This is a genomic window from Fortiea contorta PCC 7126 (genome assembly GCF_000332295.1).
In the GTDB taxonomy this organism is placed as follows: Bacteria; Cyanobacteriota; Cyanobacteriia; order Cyanobacteriales; family Nostocaceae; genus Fortiea; species Fortiea contorta.
Genome location: NZ_KB235930.1, coordinates 5159025 through 5176362 on the forward strand (window position 1 = coordinate 5159025; position 17338 = coordinate 5176362).

Consider the following 17338-nt stretch of genomic DNA (forward strand, 5'->3'; position numbering starts at 1 on the left):
GCGTCCCCATCACCAACTTTATTACAAAGTGTAAATACTGAATAAAAGTTAGAATTTGAACTGTAGGTTAAACAAGACCATATCAAGGAAACAATGTAATAGTGTCAAAATATACTGCTATCACCTTTGCTCCGGTGCAAGGATTTATCGAAAAGTCGCGTAAATTAAGAGATTTATACGGAGCATCCCTAATTCTCTCCTACTTAAGTCAACGCTTAGTGTTAGAAGCTGCAAAAACCACAACAGTAATTTCCCCAGCCAGCATTAGCTTACAAAAAGGAATGCCAAATCGCCTCCTGCTCCAAGGAGAATTTTCCCAACACCAAGCAGAAACAACCTTACTGTCTGCGTGGAAAGGAATCTTACAAACAAGTCGCGTCTGGATAGAAAAGAAATTACCAAACGACACCTACCACTGGGAAAGAGAGTGGACAAACTGGGGAAACCACACCTGGGAAATCTTTTCGGGAAGGGGTGAGAGCATTTCTGCAGCGATGGATGATTTAGAAACCCGCAAACTTTCCCGTGGATGGACAGCGATTAACTGGATTGGCGAGAGTTCCAGTCTCACGGGTACCGATGGAATTGCGTTTCCCGGATTAGGAGGAGAAGAGAGAAATCCTCGAAATCGCCAGTGGAGTGTAGAAAAAAAAGATATCAAAAACTTTTATAAACACCTCGCTTGTGCATTAGAAAATCTTCCCCAAGAAGCAGAACCCGAAGGAAAATTTTTTGCACTCCATGAAAAATTAAGCATTCCCGAATTAGTTAAACGTCTAGTCACCCTTCCAGAAATCGCCAAAGATTTAGGGATGGATAAACTAGAAAGTTTCAGCGAAATTTATCGAGGCCCAGAAACCAAAAATGAGGAAGGTAAAGGACGTTGGACGGGTTGGTTTATGGGAGATGGTGACGAAGTAGGGAAACATTTAAAGAAATTAGCAGTTTTAGAAAATGGTGATGACGAACTCAAAAAATTTAGTCAAGCCATGCGTAACTGGGGAAAAGACTTTAACAGAGACTTTCCCAGAGAAATCGGTCGAATAGTTTATGCAGGTGGTGACGATTTTTTAGGAGTGATTTATAGTGAAAAAGACCGAGAACCAATTACAGCCAAACAAGCCTTTGCATGGTTAAGCAAATTACCTCAAGAATGGCAAAAACATGACCAAAAAATCGGCTTAAGTGTTGGCTTTGTCTGGGCTGGTTCTAGCGTTCCCCAAAGAGATATTTTAAAACATTGTCGTGAAGCCGAGAAACTAGCCAAAGCTTCAGGACGCGGAAGAATCACCATCAGAATAGTCTTTAATAGTGGTCAATATGTGCAGTGGACTTGTCCTTGGGATTATTTAGATATCTTAAACAAATATCAAGACAGAGAACACCAAGCAAATTGGAGTCATGTATATCAAGATTTAGCGCAATTGCAAGCCCGGCGCGCTTTTAATTCTGACAAAAAAACATTTGATGAAAAATTCGTTATTCAATTCTTTGATATTTACTTTCCTGGCGAAGGTAAAGAATTACAAAATGATGAAAATGCCAAACGTATCGTAGGTTTTAGCGATGAAGATGATATTTTTGACAAAAGCAAAGCCAAAATCGAATGGATAAACAACTTAATTAAAGTAGGCTGGCATTTATGTTCAAATACCTAATCACAATTAATCCTTTAGGATTGATGTATGGAAGTGCAGGCGCATTTCTTTCACCAGATAATCTAGTCGGACTTTCAGGCTACAAATTTCCACCAGAAGCCGCAACATTATCAGGTTTAATGTTTAGCGTTAACAAAATAACCAAAAATTTTCCTCAAAATGAATTAAGTGCTAATCTATTTGTAGCCGGCCCTTTCTGGGCAGAAATAAGAGAAAAGCAATACTTTTATGTTCCCATTCCTTGGCAGAAAATTATTGCCAAAAAAGCAGTAGATGAATGGCAATTAAAAGATGGTCAATGGGAATTAGAAAATAAAAGCGAGAAACTAGAACCAGATTATCGCTGGCAAAAAATAGATTCTTGGGGAATTCCAGCTAAAGTAATCAGAAATAATAAATATACATCTGTATCAGATAATCCTTGGAAAACTATTTCCTTTCTCCACCCCAAAATTAAAAATTCAGAACGTTGTGTAGAAAAAGCTGACGGACTCTTTCTCGAAAACTCCGTGCAAATGTCAGACAACACCTGCTTAGTTTATCTCTCAACTCATCCCCTAGAAAATGGCTGGTATCGCTTCGGTGGTGAAAATCATATTGTGGAAATTGAATGTGAGGAGATAACAAATAAAAAATTTTTAAACCTACTAAATCAACCAATCAAACGCACCTTCGCCTTAATCACACCCGCTGTTTGGGGTTCTAACCGCTTCTCTCATCGCTATCCCCAACACGAAAACTTTCCCCAAACAATAGAAATGCTCACAGATAAACCCATATCTTACCGTTATCGCGCCAAAGGAAACTTAGGAAGAGGACGTTACGCCGTTCCCGCTGGTAGCGTTTATGTACTCAACGAACCATTAAATAAAACTTGGTGGGAATGGGATGAAGCATGGTTTCCCAAAGAAGGTTATAGCCTCAAACGTGTAGGATGCGGTCTATGTTTACCAATAGAAATTAAAGGAGTCGCCTAACAATGTACAAAAAAGCTTATGGCATTATTGAAACCTTAGCACCATTGCACGTCGGTGCAACCGCCGGCGAAGAAAGCGGAAATTTAAACCTGATTTTTCGTGACCAATTTACCCAAACAGGAATCCTTCCTGGTAGTTCAATTCGCGGTCGCTTGCGTTCAGAAATGCGTTTATTAGATGGAGAACAAACAGCAAATTATTGGTATGGTAACGAAGCAGGTTCAGAACAATCAGAAACAAACAACGAATCCATCATCAAATTTGAATACGCTTCCATACTTTGGCTACCCGTATTTTGTCCCGGTCAACCCATAGTTTGGGTAACAAGTCCGCGCCTACTACAACGCTATCAAAGAATCGCCGGTGACAGCATCAAAATTCAAGATAAATATCTCAAACAAATAGAAATACCAGACCCATACACAGGTTCCACAAACTTAAAAGCACGAGAATCACAAAGTAAAAAAACCCTATTTTTCAACCTAGGATTTTTAACCATCAACCAAACCACAGACCTATCCCCGTGGTTCCCCTCCCAAAAACAAAAACCAGCAGTAATAGTAGAAGACAGCGATATAGCCATGATTCACGACATGGCATTATATCGCCAAAGCCGCGTCCGTTTAAAACTCGACCAAAAAATAGTTGATGGTGGCGGATTCTTCAACACCGAAGCCCTACCAGAAGGAACCATCTTAGTCTTCCCCATCGCCATCAAAGACGATAAATCAGGGAAAAAATGGCAACCATTCAACAACACCCAAACCGCAGACATTTACCTAGGCGGCTTAGAATCCATCGGCTTCGGACACTGCAATTTAACCTTAAACGAAGTATGAAAGGGAACAGGGAACAGTAGCCCGGATATGGTGGACTACTCATACCAATCCGCGTTGTGTATGTAATTAAGATTTTGGTAGGGGCGAACGGTTGTTCGCCCTTGTGCGAGGTTCAATGTTACGTTTTAAATTGCGGTTTGGTATTAAATGGAGTGTAAAAAAATGTTGGGTTTCGTCCAAGAACCCAGCCTACAAATCTCAGGGTGAACAACACAAATCTCAGGGCGAACAACACAAATCTCAGGGCGAACAACACAAATCTCAGGGCGAACAACACAAATCTCAGGGCGAACAACACAAATCTCAGGGCGAACAACACAAATCTCAGGGCGAACAACACAAATCTCAGGGCGAACAACACAAATCTCAGGGCGAACAACCGTTCGCCCCTACGGTAAATTCCTCTCTGCGCCTTTGCGTGAAAAAATTTCTTTATTCTGATTTATTTATGACCTGGAAATCCTACGACCTAGACCAAAAAGCACAACACCTAATCCTCAAACACCGCGACCAAAAAGGTGTCATCGGTCAATCCCACAAAATGCGAATAACCGTAGCTTACGGCTTAGAAAGATTTTGGGGAGAACAACTACGCCTTTTAGAAAAAGAACCAGCCAAAGGCGAATATTGGCGAGATACCTGGAAAAGCTTCGTCAAAATCATGCAAGAAGCAGGAATTAAACTTCCCCAAGAAGATGTTAACCGTAATAACACACCCCAAATTCAACAATTCGCCGCCAAATTATGGGAACTTCCCATTGAAGACCAAAGAATTTGTTTAGCCGTTCTCACACAATTCTGCGACAGCTTAGTGTGGTGGACTCAACGCTATAAAAAGTCAGGAGTTGGTGATGACGAATAGTAACGAAGTCCCCTTAATGTTTCAAGCGCAAATCTCCGGACGCGGACAAATTCAATTTATCAGAAATCCCGAACAATCTGAGAGATGGGTTGATGAATGGGTAGAAGGTGCTGCGATTGACGCGCCCAAATTTAGCAGCAACGTGCAAACAAAAGAATATCAAATAACTTGGCGCTTCATTTCCAACAGCGGACAAGACGAAGACATCATCCGTCCAGTTATCGCCGCTAAAGGATTTCCCTTTTATCCAGGCGCAAGTATGAAAGGCGCATTTCTCCGCGCTTGTACTCCAGAACAACGCGAAAAATATTGCGGTGGAAAACTAACCAACAACGATACTAAACCGGGAATACTTCGCTTTCATGGCGGTTATCCCCAAGACGCAACTTGGGTTGAACAACAATTAATTGATGTAGTGCATCCTCAAGAAAAATGGCAAGTTAAAGATAACAGTAGCCACGCAGCTTTTCTGCAGATTTCTCTTTATCAACCTACCTTAGTATTTGGCATTTCCAGCACTAAAAAATTAGACCCAAGTGAATGGGAAATTATCTGGAATATTTGGAATAAAGCCATAGAAAAAGGTATCGGTTCTAGAGTTAGTGCAGGTTACGGTCAACCCATTAACCACCCGGAAACAAAGCTAATAACAGTTAACTTAAAAGGACAAGGATTAGCATCACAACTAATCGATAAAACAGGCGAATTCCGTCCCAATATATTTAAAGCCGCCTTACGCGGTCACACTCTGCGGTTATTTAGCGGCGTCACTGACGAAAACACAGCCGAAGCATTAACTAGAGAACTTTGGGGAGGATTCGCTGGTAAAAACGGCGCTGTCGTGGGACAGTTAGGAATTTCGTTTAATGCCGTAGATTTGGAGATGGGTGAATATAGATATGGTAGAAATACCATGCCCACTTATGAATTAAACGCAGGAACTCTCAACATTCTCTGCATGGATAATCCCTCAAAAGAATACAAAAAAGAATTAAAAACATTAGCAACATTAATTCTCAGATTTTCTCTGCTGCTTGGTGGTTTTGGTAAATCATGGCGACGCATCGACCACCGCATCTTTTTTAAAGACTATTTAGAAGATAATAAACCAATGATAGGTTCTCATTGGCAATTCACGCAGCAATCAAATCCATACTATTTCCCAGTAAATAAAATCGAGCATATTACAAATATCCTCAACGATGTTCAGAAAACTGTCAACAAATGGCTGCAATTAAAAGGTAAAACTTCAACTCAACAACTAAGTTCCTGGCGCGAATCATTTCATCCGCAAAAAGTTCAAGTTTGGGGACGCTTTGCAGAAGATGAAGAAGATAGTCTAGCTGTGAGATGGTTCCATGGTAGTTACCAAGGAGTCAAATCAATTAAAGGTTCAAGTCTCACAGGTAAAATTGGTCAAATTGGTAGAATTTGGCATCGGATGTATCCGCATTACACAATCAAAGATGGTGAAATGAAACGTCAGGGAAGAAGATATGTAGAGTTACTGACGATTTTTCCTGATAAAAAAGATGAGAGAACAAGAGAGTTTTTAAACTTTTTACCAACTAGCAACTTTACCAAACTTTGGGGAGAATAAATTATGAATATGTGGATTGTCACAACAGGTACTAGTGATGTTATCCTCAAGCGTAATAAAAATTGGAGCAAATTTTACGGCGAAGTTCATAGCGATTTAGAATGCACAGGATTCGCTTCACCTGTTCAAATAGATCCTTTTCATAAAGATGCTGGATACAATGTCCCTGCTAGAGTTTTAGGCTTAGTGTATGGAAATCATCCTGATGATAGCAAGTTAGATTTAGAATTTCCATTGCTTGATACTTACTGCAAATATTTTCAGGAAGAAAACATCGAGCCAGAAAAAATTATCATTCTGCTCACAGACCAAACTCAAATATTTGATGAATCACAAAGAATATATGAAAAATGTCCCTATTGGCAAGATACCTGCACACTTCAGCCTCTATTTGAATGGTATTTTCAAGATAAGTTTAACTATCAGCCAAAATTTTTAATTTTAACGCCAACAAAAATAGGTAAAGGTATAGATAACTGGAATGAAACCCTTGATTTACTCAAAGAAACATTATCCGATTTAGATGATAACCAATCAAAAGTATACGTGAGCCACCAAGCGGGAACACCTGCAATATCTTCCGCTGTGCAATTTGTCAGCTTGGGTAGATTTAAAAAAGTTGAGTTTTTAGTTAGTAATGAATATTTTGATGAAAATTATCAAAAAAATTCAAAAGCTGAATCTATCAACAGTTCCAACTATTGGCGCGGGATGCAAATTCAAAAAGCCAAGCAGTTAATTAATCAAGGATTACCAGCAGCAGCTAAGGAAATATTAACAGGGATAGTTAATGAACAAACAATAAAAGAATTAAATGAAATGGTTGATTTATTTAATATCAAGACCTCTTTAGTTAAAGGTCAAGAATTTGAAGTTAAATCAGCAGTTAGTAGAATTGTTACCGCCCTTGATTTGGTGGAAATATTTTTTAAACAAGAAAACTATATTCAGGGAGTAGCTATTCTGAATGCAATGCAAGAGACTTTTTTGAAAACTGCAATTATTTCTCAAACTAAAAAGATTAACAATTACTCTATCCAATTATCAAATATTGTAGGCTGGGATAGATTCGGGTTGTTTATTAAGCCTCAAAACGAGATTAGAAAGTCGCTAAACCAGCAAGACCCTTTAGATATTTTAAATCTATTAAAATTTCCTAGTCATAATCTCCGCGATTCTGATCTGCAATACTGGCAAAAATACCAAAATCAAAAAGATAAGTTTAAATTGAATAATAGCACGCAGTTTAAATGGCTATGCGAACTCAGACAGGATTTTAAAGCCTGGGAAGCGTTGAAATGGTCATGTGAATATAAAAGAACAACAGAAGACGACCTCCGCAATCAGTTATTACATAATTTGTTAGGTGTAAATCAGCAAGAAGTGCGTGATTATCTATTGGGATATAACAATGATGCAATAAAACAGTTTTTGGGAAATATCAAACAGTTAAATAATGAGGTAGATGAAGCTTATCTGCAAGGTGTCAAGTTACCTTTATTAAAAGCATTAAAACTTTTTGGTTTATGGAAAGAAGAAACAAGTGACAATAAATTAGAGAGTAAACTCAAAGAAATAGCAGATTCTCTGGACAAAACCCCAGATAGCTGACTTGAGCGATGAAAGAGCCTATCAAACTCGAAACATATTTTCTTGTATAAGTCAAGTATCAAGCTAGACAATTATCATAGAAAACATCGTGGCAATGCAGATTGAGAACCACCAGAGAGTAGAGAGAGCGATCGCACCATTAATCGCTAATTTTTCCCTAATAAATCTAGGCTTTATCCCTTCTCAAGACGGCAAACACCACTTTAATATTACGGTTCACCCCAATCGCACAAAGTATTAATTCTCATACATTAGACGAAGTGCAAGCTAATCAATCCCATGAGCCAACTAAATACATTTTTAAGATTAACCGTCCTCAGCAAGGTTCGGGAAACCCTCCTTCATGGACAGGCTACAACTGAGCTTCAGTATATATATCAGCATAGACTGGGGTTTTAACTCCAGGAAAACCAGATCACAGGTATTCATGCTGAACTAGCTGATAATTTCCCCAGTTGGTTCAAAATTTAGTCCCTTATACTCTCATTCATTCATTTGTAGTTATACGGAGCCAGCGCTGAAAATGGCAAAAGTAGTTGGAATTGACTTAGGAACAACAAATTCTTGCGTAGCAGTCATGGAAGGTGGTAAACCCACGGTTATTGCTAACGCAGAAGGCTTTCGGACAACCCCATCGGTGGTAGCATTTGCCAAAAATGGCGATCGCTTAGTCGGTCAAATCGCCAAACGCCAAGCGGTGATGAACCCCGAAAATACTTTCTATTCAGTCAAACGCTTCATCGGTCGTCGCTACGACGAAGTGACAAAAGAAGCCACTGAAGTTTCTTACAAAGTAGTCAGCAGCAACGGTAGCGTCAAGCTAGAATCCAGCAACGGTGGTAAACCCTTCGCTCCCGAAGAAATTTCTGCTCAAGTCCTCCGCAAACTTGTCGAAGACGCCAGCAAATACCTCGGCGAAACCGTCACCCAAGCTGTAATCACCGTCCCCGCTTACTTCAACGACTCCCAACGCCAAGCAACTAAAGACGCTGGAAAAATTGCTGGAATTGAAGTCCTGCGGATTATCAACGAACCTACCGCTGCTTCCCTGGCTTATGGCTTCGACAAAAAGAGCAACGAAACCATTCTCGTGTTTGACTTGGGTGGTGGAACCTTCGACGTCTCCATCCTGGAAGTAGGCGATGGCGTATTTGAAGTACTAGCTACCTCCGGTGATACCCACCTCGGCGGTGACGACTTCGATAAAAAAATTGTGGACTTCCTCGCTGAAAAGTTCAAAAAAGACGAAGGAATCGACCTCCGCAAAGACAAACAAGCTTTACAGCGTCTCACCGAAGCCGCAGAAAAAGCCAAAATTGAACTATCCAGCGTCACCCAAGCAGAAATCAACCTCCCATTCATCACAGCGACCCAAGACGGGCCGAAGCACCTGGATACAACCCTGACCCGCGCTACATTTGAAGAACTTTGTTCTGACCTCATCGACCGTTCTCGCGTCCCTGTAGAAAACGCTCTCCGTGATGCCAAACTCAGCAAAGGCGATATCGATGAAGTAGTATTAGTCGGTGGTTCCACCCGGATTCCCGCAGTTCAACAGCTAGTTAAGCAGTTACTCGGTAAAGATCCTAACCAAAGCGTTAACCCTGATGAAGTGGTTGCAGTTGGTGCCGCTATTCAAGCAGGTGTACTAGCTGGTGATGTCACAGGTATCTTGTTGTTAGACGTGTCACCTCTGTCCTTGGGTGTCGAAACCCTCGGCGGCGTCATGACCAAAATTATCCCTCGCAACACCACCATCCCCACCAAAAAATCCGAAGTCTTTTCTACCGCTGTAGACGGACAAACCAACGTGGAAATTCACGTCCTCCAAGGAGAGCGGGAATTCTCCAACGACAACAAGAGCTTGGGAACCTTCCGCCTTGATGGAATTCCCCCAGCACCACGCGGTGTCCCCCAAATTGAAGTTACCTTCGACATCGACGCTAACGGTATCCTCAACGTCACCGCCAAAGATAAAGGTACTGGTAAAGAACAGTCCATCAGCATCACCGGCGCTTCCACCTTGGATAAATCTGACGTTGACCGCATGGTCAGAGAAGCCGAACAAAACGCCAACGCCGACAAAGAACGGCGGGAAAAAATTGAACGCAAGAACCAAGCCGACTCCTTAGCTTACCAAGCTGAGAAGCAACTGCAAGAATTGGGCGATAAAGTCCCCGAAGCCGACAAAACCAAAGTTGAAGGTTTGGTGAAAGAACTGCGTGACGCCGTGACAAAAGAAGATGATGAGCAAATCAAAAAGCTCACCCCAGAACTGCAACAAGCTCTGTTCGCCGTTGGTAGCAACATCTATCAACAAGCAGGCGGCGCGGCTCCCGGTGCGGCTCCTGGCGACGGTGGTCAAACACCTCCTTCCTCCGGTAGCAGCGGTGATGATGTAATTGACGCAGATTTCACAGAAAGCAAATAGTTTGTTGCTGTGAATTATCTGAGTCTGCTAATTAATTCGTAATTCGTAATTCGTAATTCCTGATTAACTTTGAAATTGCGAATTGCGAATTACGCTTAATGTGAATTAAAAATTTTAATTTGGTAGGGTGCGTTAAGCGTTGTCATAACGCACCATTCTTGGGCAATTTTTAGACTTCGCTTGTGGGCGATAATTGCTTGTTCATATTTTTCCAAAGTTGCGTAAACATTCCCCAGATTTCCTTGAGCTATACCCTCTGCTTCGCGGTCTTTCATTTCCTGGGTAATTAGCAAACTCTGCTGAAACGCAGCGATCGCGTTGTCATAGTCTCCCAAAACAGCAAAAGTTTTACCCAAGTTAAGAATAACTTTTCCTAAAGCCGAGCGATCGCCCATCGCCAACAAAATTTTTCCAGCTTGCTTGTGCAAAATAATAGCTTTGCTATAGTTACCCACAGCATTGTAAGCAATCCCCAAATTTCCTAATGCTTGGGCTTCACCCCGGCGATTTTTTCCAGATTGAGTGATGGGTAAAACCGCTTTTAAAGTAATAATTGCATCACGATATTTGTGTAAAAACAAATAAGCAGTTCCCAAATTCAAACCTGCTTGACTTTCCCCTTGGGATTCCTGTAATTGCTTATACATCTCCCTCGCTTGCTTCCAGAAAATAATCGCCGCTTCTGGTTGTTTAGCTTGATACAGTTGATTACCTTTTTGCAAAAGTTCATCTGCTGCAGCTTTCGAGTTAACCTGAGTTAATGCCGAAAAGGTTGGAAAAGCGAAAACAGCCGTATGCACAAAGCACAAAGGAATTATACAAATAAATTGCCAGGTTAGTAACCAGGATGTCTTTTGAGATTTCATGCTGATACCATTTCACTTTGGTATCAAGTATTTTTGGGTAAAACCCTTGATTTAGCAACCCTGATTTTTCTTGACAAAAAGCCTGTGACATGCTCCACACACTCCCCTTTCAGGGTGAGTGTGGGCTTCTCAATGACTCTTCTATGAAGACATTAACTGAGCTTTAAAGCCCTATGCCCTAGGGACTTTTTTGATGTAATTTTTACTTTTTTAGTAGGCTGCTTTTCAGCATTTAATTGAGTTACACCTACTAGTGAAATTATATCAAATATTTGTTCGTTCCTCATCGACCAACAACACTGATTAAGCTACGCTTAATTTCGCTCGTTGGTCAACTCGTCACTCACGCGCAATTCATCTCACACTCCCCTTTCAGGGTGAGATGTGAGATGAATTGCTGTTCCAGCTAAGCTGTCTTAAAAAACCGAATAATTTCCCGGACATGATCGAGAAATTGTCCATCGGTGGAAAGTTGAGCGATCGCATTTCTGGCTTCTCTTCCCAAGCGTTCATGTTCGGTTTGATTGGTAGCGCGCAATTCTTCTAAATTTGCAGCCATGCGAGCAAAATCGCGGCGAGTTTCGTCACTAAACCGTTGCAAATTGGCGGGGACGGAGTAGTCTCGTTCTGGATCGAGTTGTTCTGTCATCTGCTGAACTTTAAGTTCCAACTCAGAGAAGCGATTGCGAAGCTCGACAATATCTTCCCGAGGATACTGCCATTCTTGGCGAATCATTGTCAAGCGTGTATATAAATACTCGTAGGCGCGGATAGCTGGGCGTAAAATAGTTAACAATAAAGCCGCGCCAGAACTGATGTACCCTACAGCACTAATACCAGTAGCAGCTAAGACATAAAGACCGATGGCGGAAAATAAGTGTAAAGCCAGCGCTAACCAGAGCGATCGCTTGGCTAAAACCTTGACATAATCTAGCTGTCTCTCATCTACCGGAATGCGTTTTTCAATCGATTGTGCACCCTCAGCTAAGACTTCTTTCGCCTGAAAATGTACATTCCAAGGTACAGTTACAATCACCAACAACCACCAAAAACTAGCACCGCCAATTACCCAATCTAAAAAATTACCCGCAGGAATTTGAAACCACTGCAGCACACCGAAAGCCGCCAGCAATAAAGCGACAATTCCCACAATAGAACTAATAAAAAAGTTGAAATACATTTTATTTTGTTTCCAGTAAAATCACTGCCTTCATGATGATTCTACTGAGCAGTTATACGGAAGTCATTGTGATGGTTTGTGATTTTGCACACAGCAACTATAAGATTAAATAGCTACGCCAAACTGCTGGAGTCGTCTTGCTATTCTTGTCTGGAAGCAGCAACCGCCAAGATTTACCCTCGCGCTGAATTTGCAGATAAATCTCAAATTGTTGTTGCAGTTGCGTCAACTGTCGCTCTGGTAACTTAATAATTAAGTCATAGGTACCCCGGACGCGGAAAGCTGGTAAATTTTCCACACTCAGAGGTTGCTCTTGAGTAATAGATAGGTGTTTGATTTCCCAACCTTGGAAATCTAAATCCAGCTTTTGGTTAAGTTGCTTTTGGGTTTGTTCTAGCTGAAGTGCGATCGCTTTTTGCACTAACTGGCTAGTCGGGAGTAGTCCAATAGTGCCACAAGCTGTCAATAGCACCAATAAAATCGCCATCAATACTAGCCGCATCATGTCCTTATTACATGCCACTTTTAAGCGATAGTATAGCGGTAGAGGACTAAAAAAGCCTAATCTACCATATTCCGACTACCCTCAACAACCATGCCAAAAAAGACCATCGGCCTCGACCAGCAACTCTACGACTATCTGCTCTCGGTTTCACTACGAGAACCAGAAATTCTCCAGCAGTTACGTCAAGAAACAGCCAACCACCCCAGAGGTGTGATGCAGATTTCACCAGAACAGGGTCAATTTTTAGCGCTCCTCATCCAACTCATCGGCGCCAAAAAAACCCTAGAAATCGGCGTATTTACTGGTTATAGTGCAACTGTCGTCGCCCTAGCTCTACCTGCCGATGGTAAAATAATTGCCTGTGATATCAGCGAAGAATTCACAGCGATCGCTAGGCGGTATTGGCACTTAGCAGGGGTAAGCGATAAAATCGACCTGCGATTAGCTCCGGCTTTAGAAACCCTAGACCAGCTCCTAGCAAGTGGACAAACCGAAACCTTTGATTTTGCCTTCATCGACGCCGATAAAGAAAATTATTATCAATATTACGAACAAGCACTCAAGCTAGTCCGTCCAGGTGGATTAATTGCGATAGATAATGTCCTCTGGTCTGGACAAGTCGCCGATTCCCAAATTCAAGACGATAGTACTCAAGCTATCCGTGCATTCAACACCAACTTACATCAAGACAAACGGGTTACACTTTCCCTTGTACCCATCGCCGATGGACTAACGATCGCTCTCAAACGCTAATTTACACATTAGACATCTCCAAAAATTAAATATGCGTTCGCCAAAACCCTTCTTTAATTTACGGTTGTTCGCCCTTCTTTGATTTACGGAGATGTCTAATGAGAAATTTTTTAGAAGTTATAACCAACCCCTAAAATCAAACCCACGCTAGTATCATCAAAAAACGCTGCATTCACAGAACCTGTAGCTGTAAATCGAGAACCCAAAGGAACATCTACACCACCAGTTACCATAAAAGCAGTTTCCGTATTTGATGAAGTGTTAATAGCAACACCAGCACCAACGAAAGGCGCAATAGGAAATCTTCTTCCACCAGCTTCAGCAGATGTCTGTGGGGAAAAATCCAAAGTTGCGGGAACAAGAATCAACGTATTATCTCCAAAAACCGCCGAAGGACGCACTGATATGTTACGTGTCAGTCCGATTTTACTAATGACAGAGAAATTACCCACACTCAAAGCATTAGTACCAGTTAAACCAATATTCCCAGCCACCCCGATATAGCTAGGGCCACCAAGAGTAGTTCTACCTGGCGAAACTTCACCAGTAGTAGTCCCCGTATTGTTTCCTGGTGATGGTTGCGGTTGTTGACTAGTGAGATTGGGGGGTATCAGCACTTGGTTAATAGCGTGGATGACACCATTACTAGCTTGCACATTCGCTTGAATCACCCTAGCATCATTAACTGCTATTTGATTTCCAGCTTGATCAACCCGAATATTTACAGGTGTATCTTCAATAGTTCTCACTTGTCCACTGGTGAGTTGACTAGCAGTTACTTGTCCAGGAAGGACATGATATCTCAAAATTTTGACTAATGTTTCTCTGTTTTCTGGTAACTGTAACTGCTGGAGAGTTCCAGGAGGTAAAGCCGCAAAAGCTTCATTCGTAGGTGCAAAAACTGTATAGGGGCCGCCTTGTTGTAACGTATCTGCTAAACCTGCAGACCTTAACAGCGAAGTTAAAGTACTAAAAGAATTGCTGGATGCAGCTAAAGAAACAATATCAGTACCAGTTGCAGTGTTACCACCAGTTCTGCCTATAATATAATTTGTCGCTGCAACATTACTAGCTAAAGGCTGCAGTTGTCCTTGTTTGACTAAAGCTTGATATAAAATTGCGGTTGCTTCCGCACGAGTCAAGGGTGTCAGCGGGTTGAGTTGTTGGACATTGGGATAATTGACCACAATATTAGATTGTGTTGCAGCTGCGACATTATTAACTGCATAGCTAGGAATTGTCGCTGCGTCTGTGTAGTAAGTAGAGAGAACATTCGCCCCAGCATCGCTAGTAGTTAAGCGCAAGCCATTTGTTAAAGCCACAATCGCTTCTACTTTGGGAATTTGTTGGTTTGGTCGAAATTCGTTCCCAGGATAACCAGATAAAAACCCGGTTTCATAAGCTCTCTGAATTGCAGCAGCAGCCCAATAATTAGCAGGAACATCCCTAAAACCACCTGCGCTTAATTGTCGAACTGGGCTTTGGTTAAAAGCTTTTTGAATTAATACTGCAAATTCAGCGCGAGTTACAGGTTGATTAGGCCGAAAAGTTCCGTCGGGAAAGCCACTAACTACATTTCTTTCAGCCAAAGCTTGAATGAATGGACGCGCCCAATAATCTGAACCCACATCAGACAAATTGGCTCCAGAAGTTTGAGCTTGAGTGTTATTAGGATTTGCATTTTGAGCTACAGCTGCATCAGAAACGAATACAGGAGTAACCGTAGCGGTGACAAATCCTAGTACTAACAAAAGACTTCTGACTGATGAATAACCAAAGAACCTAACCATCCAAATATCCTCCTGAACTAAAATTTTGGCAAGTTAATGTATACCAAATTAACTAGGCATAAATATCCGACTAATTGCGTATTTATTTAGCCTCTGAATGAAGATTTAGTCTTAATTTGTCATTTCCCTGTTTGCAGAAAAGCTAAATATGTTCAAATAGCGCACCACGAGACTAGTTTTAAGACAAGAGAATATGTAATTCCCATACAAGTATTATTTTTTAACCAATTACCCAAATTCCACAACTAGCTAATGGCTATATCTGCAAGTAGATTTTTCCCTCTTTAGATAGTTGACCTCAACTGCAAATTTCTAATCTTATCCTGCGTTCTCTTTTGGGTGTTTGGAGCGCGAAACACAAGAATATTTATGCAAAACGTCTATTCAATGTATGCAAGTACAAATGTAGAGACGTTATATTGCAACATCTCTACAACAAAAACAGGTTTCATATATCAAGAAAATATAAAATTAATTCAATCTGAAAACTTCAGAAAATAGCTCCTCGACCTGGAAAATAAATCGAGAGTATGGAGATGATGCTGATTACTGCTTTCCTCCTTAAACAGTTTTATTGTACAATACATAAACACCTAAAAAATACATGCCAAAATTCCTCAAAAATTAGCACTCATACACTGCAAGTGCTAACCATCGCCTCAATTTCATCCCCATGAGATGAGCGCACTCTCAAGCTTCTACGTAACTGATTAACAACGGGAGGACTGGAATGAAATATACTTTTGACATTGTAGGAGTATCTCCAGTTTGGCAATTTTTTAATCACCAACACCAGAGCCTGTCTGAACTGCAGCCCCAAGGCGTAGAATACCTAGGTACTCATATTTGTACGCTGGATGCTTTCTTAAAATCTATAGAAACAGTTCCCCAAAAGTGGGGTTGGAATGTAGACCAAGTTATAGATACCGTGATTCAGTTTTGGTTGAACAACTCAGAAAGTATTAATTATTGGAAAACCCGTTTAAATGATGCAGGCAATGATAATTTAGTAGTGGCACGAGTTGCAGATATCAAAGCTTTAAAGGCTGAGTTTGATTCCCTGATGAATAAAAATTGGTAAACAAAATCTTCTGTTTGAGTAATCAGCGGTAGTTGCAAAATTAGCTATCTTCCAAAGCTTGCAAAACTTTGAGGTAGAAGTTTTCTACTCTTTTGACTTGTATCTCTCCCAAGGTCATGTAGTGACCTAAACCAGGAGCACTGTTGACTTCAATTATTGTATAATCGACTACGGGTTTAGTGATATCAGTGGTAATTATATCTACTCCTGCTAATCTTAAGCCTAAGCTTTTAGTGATATTAATTGCTAGTTTTTGAAAATCAGGATGGATGTTGTCTGTGAAGTCTATGGAATCGCCACCATTAGATAAATTAGCGTTGTCTAAAAGATAAACCACAGTATCTTGGGGAAGTATGGTTTCCCAAGAAAGATTTTGTCTGTGCAATTTTTGATGAATGCGAAAATCGTTTAAATTAATCAGGATTTTCTCACCATAATTGAGCAATTTTTGACGTTTATTTTCTAATAATTGCGTAATAGTAGATTGACCATCACCAGTCACAGATAAAGGAATTCTTTGATAAGTCGCAACTGCTTCATCATCGAAAACTAAAATTCTAAAATCATTACCACGATAAAATTTTTCTACAAGTAATCCTGATTGTGTTTGGAAAATTTTCTCGGCCACTTGATAATATTCATATTCATCATGAATCTTAGTTACTAAAACTCCTTGACTCAAACTTAATGGTTTGACAATCACTGGCATTCCTAATTCTTGAGCATAAACCCAGCCATCATGAATGTTTCTGGGATGCAATATATTGGCACATACTTTATCATTAAAGAATGTTTGTCCCTCTGTAACTTGATAGCCAAATTGTTTTAAAAAATAGTTGCAATAACCTTTATCACTGACTAAGTGTGAAGAACCAAAACCATTAATATCTAATCTAGCGTTACTAAAAAATGAAGTTTTGCCATTTTTAAAAGTAATATGTCCAATCAATTCATATTCTGGTTCTAAGAAGACAACCGCTCCCATTTGTTTAGCCATTTTTTGTAGAATTGATGCTGTCGCTCTCATCGGTATCAAATCAATAATTTATTTACGCAGGAATTCTATCGGATTTGCTAGCACTCGTCAAGGAAAACTGTAGATTAAACTCAAGGAATGATTAATAATTAGCAGTTAAATTACCGCTTTTTTCAAATAAAAAAATAAACTGTCATTTTTTAACAAAA

General features: G+C 40.5%; 15 protein-coding genes. 10 read left to right on the forward strand and 5 right to left on the reverse strand.

The genetic code is table 11. The features are described from left to right. The first annotated feature begins 101 nt into the window (after nucleotides 1–101). From MIC7126_RS0124160 to dnaK, 8 genes are all read left to right on the forward strand, one after another. Nucleotides 102–1658: a Cas10/Cmr2 second palm domain-containing protein gene (locus MIC7126_RS0124160; RefSeq protein ID WP_017655702.1), complete on the forward strand. Its 1557-nt coding sequence runs from the start codon at nucleotides 102–104 to the stop codon at nucleotides 1656–1658. After that, nucleotides 1643–2635 carry a type III-B CRISPR module-associated Cmr3 family protein gene (locus MIC7126_RS0124165; protein ID WP_017655703.1) on the forward strand — a complete coding sequence of 331 codons (993 nt, stop codon included), beginning with the start codon at nucleotides 1643–1645 and terminating at the stop codon, nucleotides 2633–2635. The genes MIC7126_RS0124160 and MIC7126_RS0124165 overlap by 16 nt, the downstream gene beginning before the upstream one ends. 2 nt (nucleotides 2636–2637) lie before the next feature. Beyond that, complete coding sequence (gene cmr4 / locus MIC7126_RS0124170; protein ID WP_017655704.1) at nucleotides 2638–3474, forward strand: type III-B CRISPR module RAMP protein Cmr4; 837 nt, start codon at nucleotides 2638–2640, stop codon at nucleotides 3472–3474. 448 nt (nucleotides 3475–3922) lie between these two features. Further along, nucleotides 3923–4336: a hypothetical protein gene (locus MIC7126_RS0124175; protein WP_026100495.1), complete on the forward strand. Its 414-nt coding sequence runs from the start codon at nucleotides 3923–3925 to the stop codon at nucleotides 4334–4336. Then, nucleotides 4326–5936, forward strand: coding sequence for a hypothetical protein (locus tag MIC7126_RS0124180; RefSeq protein ID WP_017655706.1), 1611 nt, complete (start codon nucleotides 4326–4328; stop codon nucleotides 5934–5936). Before MIC7126_RS0124175 ends, MIC7126_RS0124180 begins: the two co-directional genes overlap by 11 nt. Nucleotides 5937–5939: 3 nt before the next feature. After that, nucleotides 5940–7547, forward strand: a complete 1608-nt coding sequence (locus MIC7126_RS0124185) for a hypothetical protein (protein ID WP_026100496.1) — start codon at nucleotides 5940–5942, stop codon at nucleotides 7545–7547. Nucleotides 7548–7635: 88 nt separating this feature from the next. Then, nucleotides 7636–7788, forward strand: coding sequence for a hypothetical protein (locus MIC7126_RS30805; protein ID WP_154655971.1), 153 nt, complete (start codon nucleotides 7636–7638; stop codon nucleotides 7786–7788). Nucleotides 7789–8070: 282 nt separating this feature from the next. Beyond that, on the forward strand, nucleotides 8071–9978 hold the full coding sequence (dnaK, locus tag MIC7126_RS0124190) for a molecular chaperone DnaK (RefSeq protein ID WP_017655708.1): 1908 nt from the start codon (nucleotides 8071–8073) through the stop codon (nucleotides 9976–9978). A 95-nt stretch (nucleotides 9979–10073) separates the two neighbouring features. On the opposite strand, the gene MIC7126_RS0124195 is transcribed toward dnaK, so the two are convergent. From MIC7126_RS0124195 to MIC7126_RS0124205, 3 genes are all read right to left on the reverse strand, one after another. Further along, the gene (locus MIC7126_RS0124195; protein ID WP_017655709.1) at nucleotides 10074–10844 is read right to left on the reverse strand and encodes a tetratricopeptide repeat protein; all 771 of its coding nucleotides are present in this window, start codon (nucleotides 10842–10844) and stop codon (nucleotides 10074–10076) included. Nucleotides 10845–11250: 406 nt separating this feature from the next. Further along, entirely contained in the window at nucleotides 11251–12024 is a 774-nt protein-coding gene (locus MIC7126_RS0124200) for a hypothetical protein (protein WP_017655710.1), read from the reverse strand. 97 nt (nucleotides 12025–12121) lie between these two features. Then, nucleotides 12122–12511: a hypothetical protein gene (locus MIC7126_RS0124205; RefSeq protein WP_017655711.1), complete on the reverse strand. Its 390-nt coding sequence runs from the start codon at nucleotides 12509–12511 to the stop codon at nucleotides 12122–12124. A gap of 108 nt (nucleotides 12512–12619) precedes the next feature. On the opposite strand from MIC7126_RS0124205, the gene MIC7126_RS0124210 reads away from it, so the two are divergent. Further along, nucleotides 12620–13282 carry a class I SAM-dependent methyltransferase gene (locus MIC7126_RS0124210; protein WP_017655712.1) on the forward strand — a complete coding sequence of 221 codons (663 nt, stop codon included), beginning with the start codon at nucleotides 12620–12622 and terminating at the stop codon, nucleotides 13280–13282. Nucleotides 13283–13392: 110 nt separating this feature from the next. On the opposite strand, the gene MIC7126_RS0124215 is transcribed toward MIC7126_RS0124210, so the two are convergent. Then, nucleotides 13393–15072 (reverse strand): fasciclin domain-containing protein, encoded by a 1680-nt coding sequence (locus MIC7126_RS0124215; protein ID WP_017655713.1) that lies wholly within the window; start codon nucleotides 15070–15072, stop codon nucleotides 13393–13395. A 730-nt stretch (nucleotides 15073–15802) separates the two neighbouring features. On the opposite strand from MIC7126_RS0124215, the gene MIC7126_RS0124220 reads away from it, so the two are divergent. Next, complete coding sequence (locus tag MIC7126_RS0124220) at nucleotides 15803–16153, forward strand: hypothetical protein (protein WP_017655714.1); 351 nt, start codon at nucleotides 15803–15805, stop codon at nucleotides 16151–16153. Nucleotides 16154–16193: 40 nt separating this feature from the next. On the opposite strand, the gene MIC7126_RS0124225 is transcribed toward MIC7126_RS0124220, so the two are convergent. Beyond that, nucleotides 16194–17180 (reverse strand): hypothetical protein, encoded by a 987-nt coding sequence (locus MIC7126_RS0124225; RefSeq protein WP_017655715.1) that lies wholly within the window; start codon nucleotides 17178–17180, stop codon nucleotides 16194–16196. Nucleotides 17181–17338: the final 158 nt, after the last annotated feature.

Bases quoted from the DNA above. Each gene is read 5' to 3' on its own strand.
- MIC7126_RS0124180 (WP_017655706.1), top strand. From the start codon at position 4,326: ATGACGAATAGTAACGAAGTCCCCTTAATGTTTCAAGCGCAAATCTCC.
- MIC7126_RS0124220 (WP_017655714.1), top strand. From the start codon at position 15,803: ATGAAATATACTTTTGACATTGTAGGAGTATCTCCAGTTTGGCAATTT.
- MIC7126_RS0124175 (WP_026100495.1), top strand. From the start codon at position 3,923: ATGACCTGGAAATCCTACGACCTAGACCAAAAAGCACAACACCTAATC.
- dnaK (WP_017655708.1), top strand. From the start codon at position 8,071: ATGGCAAAAGTAGTTGGAATTGACTTAGGAACAACAAATTCTTGCGTA.
- MIC7126_RS0124185 (WP_026100496.1), top strand. From the start codon at position 5,940: ATGAATATGTGGATTGTCACAACAGGTACTAGTGATGTTATCCTCAAG.
- MIC7126_RS0124205 (WP_017655711.1), bottom strand. From the start codon at position 12,511: ATGGCGATTTTATTGGTGCTATTGACAGCTTGTGGCACTATTGGACTA.
- MIC7126_RS0124165 (WP_017655703.1), top strand. From the start codon at position 1,643: ATGTTCAAATACCTAATCACAATTAATCCTTTAGGATTGATGTATGGA.
- MIC7126_RS0124200 (WP_017655710.1), bottom strand. From the start codon at position 12,024: ATGTATTTCAACTTTTTTATTAGTTCTATTGTGGGAATTGTCGCTTTA.
- cmr4 (WP_017655704.1), top strand. From the start codon at position 2,638: ATGTACAAAAAAGCTTATGGCATTATTGAAACCTTAGCACCATTGCAC.
- MIC7126_RS0124210 (WP_017655712.1), top strand. From the start codon at position 12,620: ATGCCAAAAAAGACCATCGGCCTCGACCAGCAACTCTACGACTATCTG.
- MIC7126_RS0124215 (WP_017655713.1), bottom strand. From the start codon at position 15,072: ATGGTTAGGTTCTTTGGTTATTCATCAGTCAGAAGTCTTTTGTTAGTA.
- MIC7126_RS0124195 (WP_017655709.1), bottom strand. From the start codon at position 10,844: ATGAAATCTCAAAAGACATCCTGGTTACTAACCTGGCAATTTATTTGT.
- MIC7126_RS0124225 (WP_017655715.1), bottom strand. From the start codon at position 17,180: ATGAGAGCGACAGCATCAATTCTACAAAAAATGGCTAAACAAATGGGA.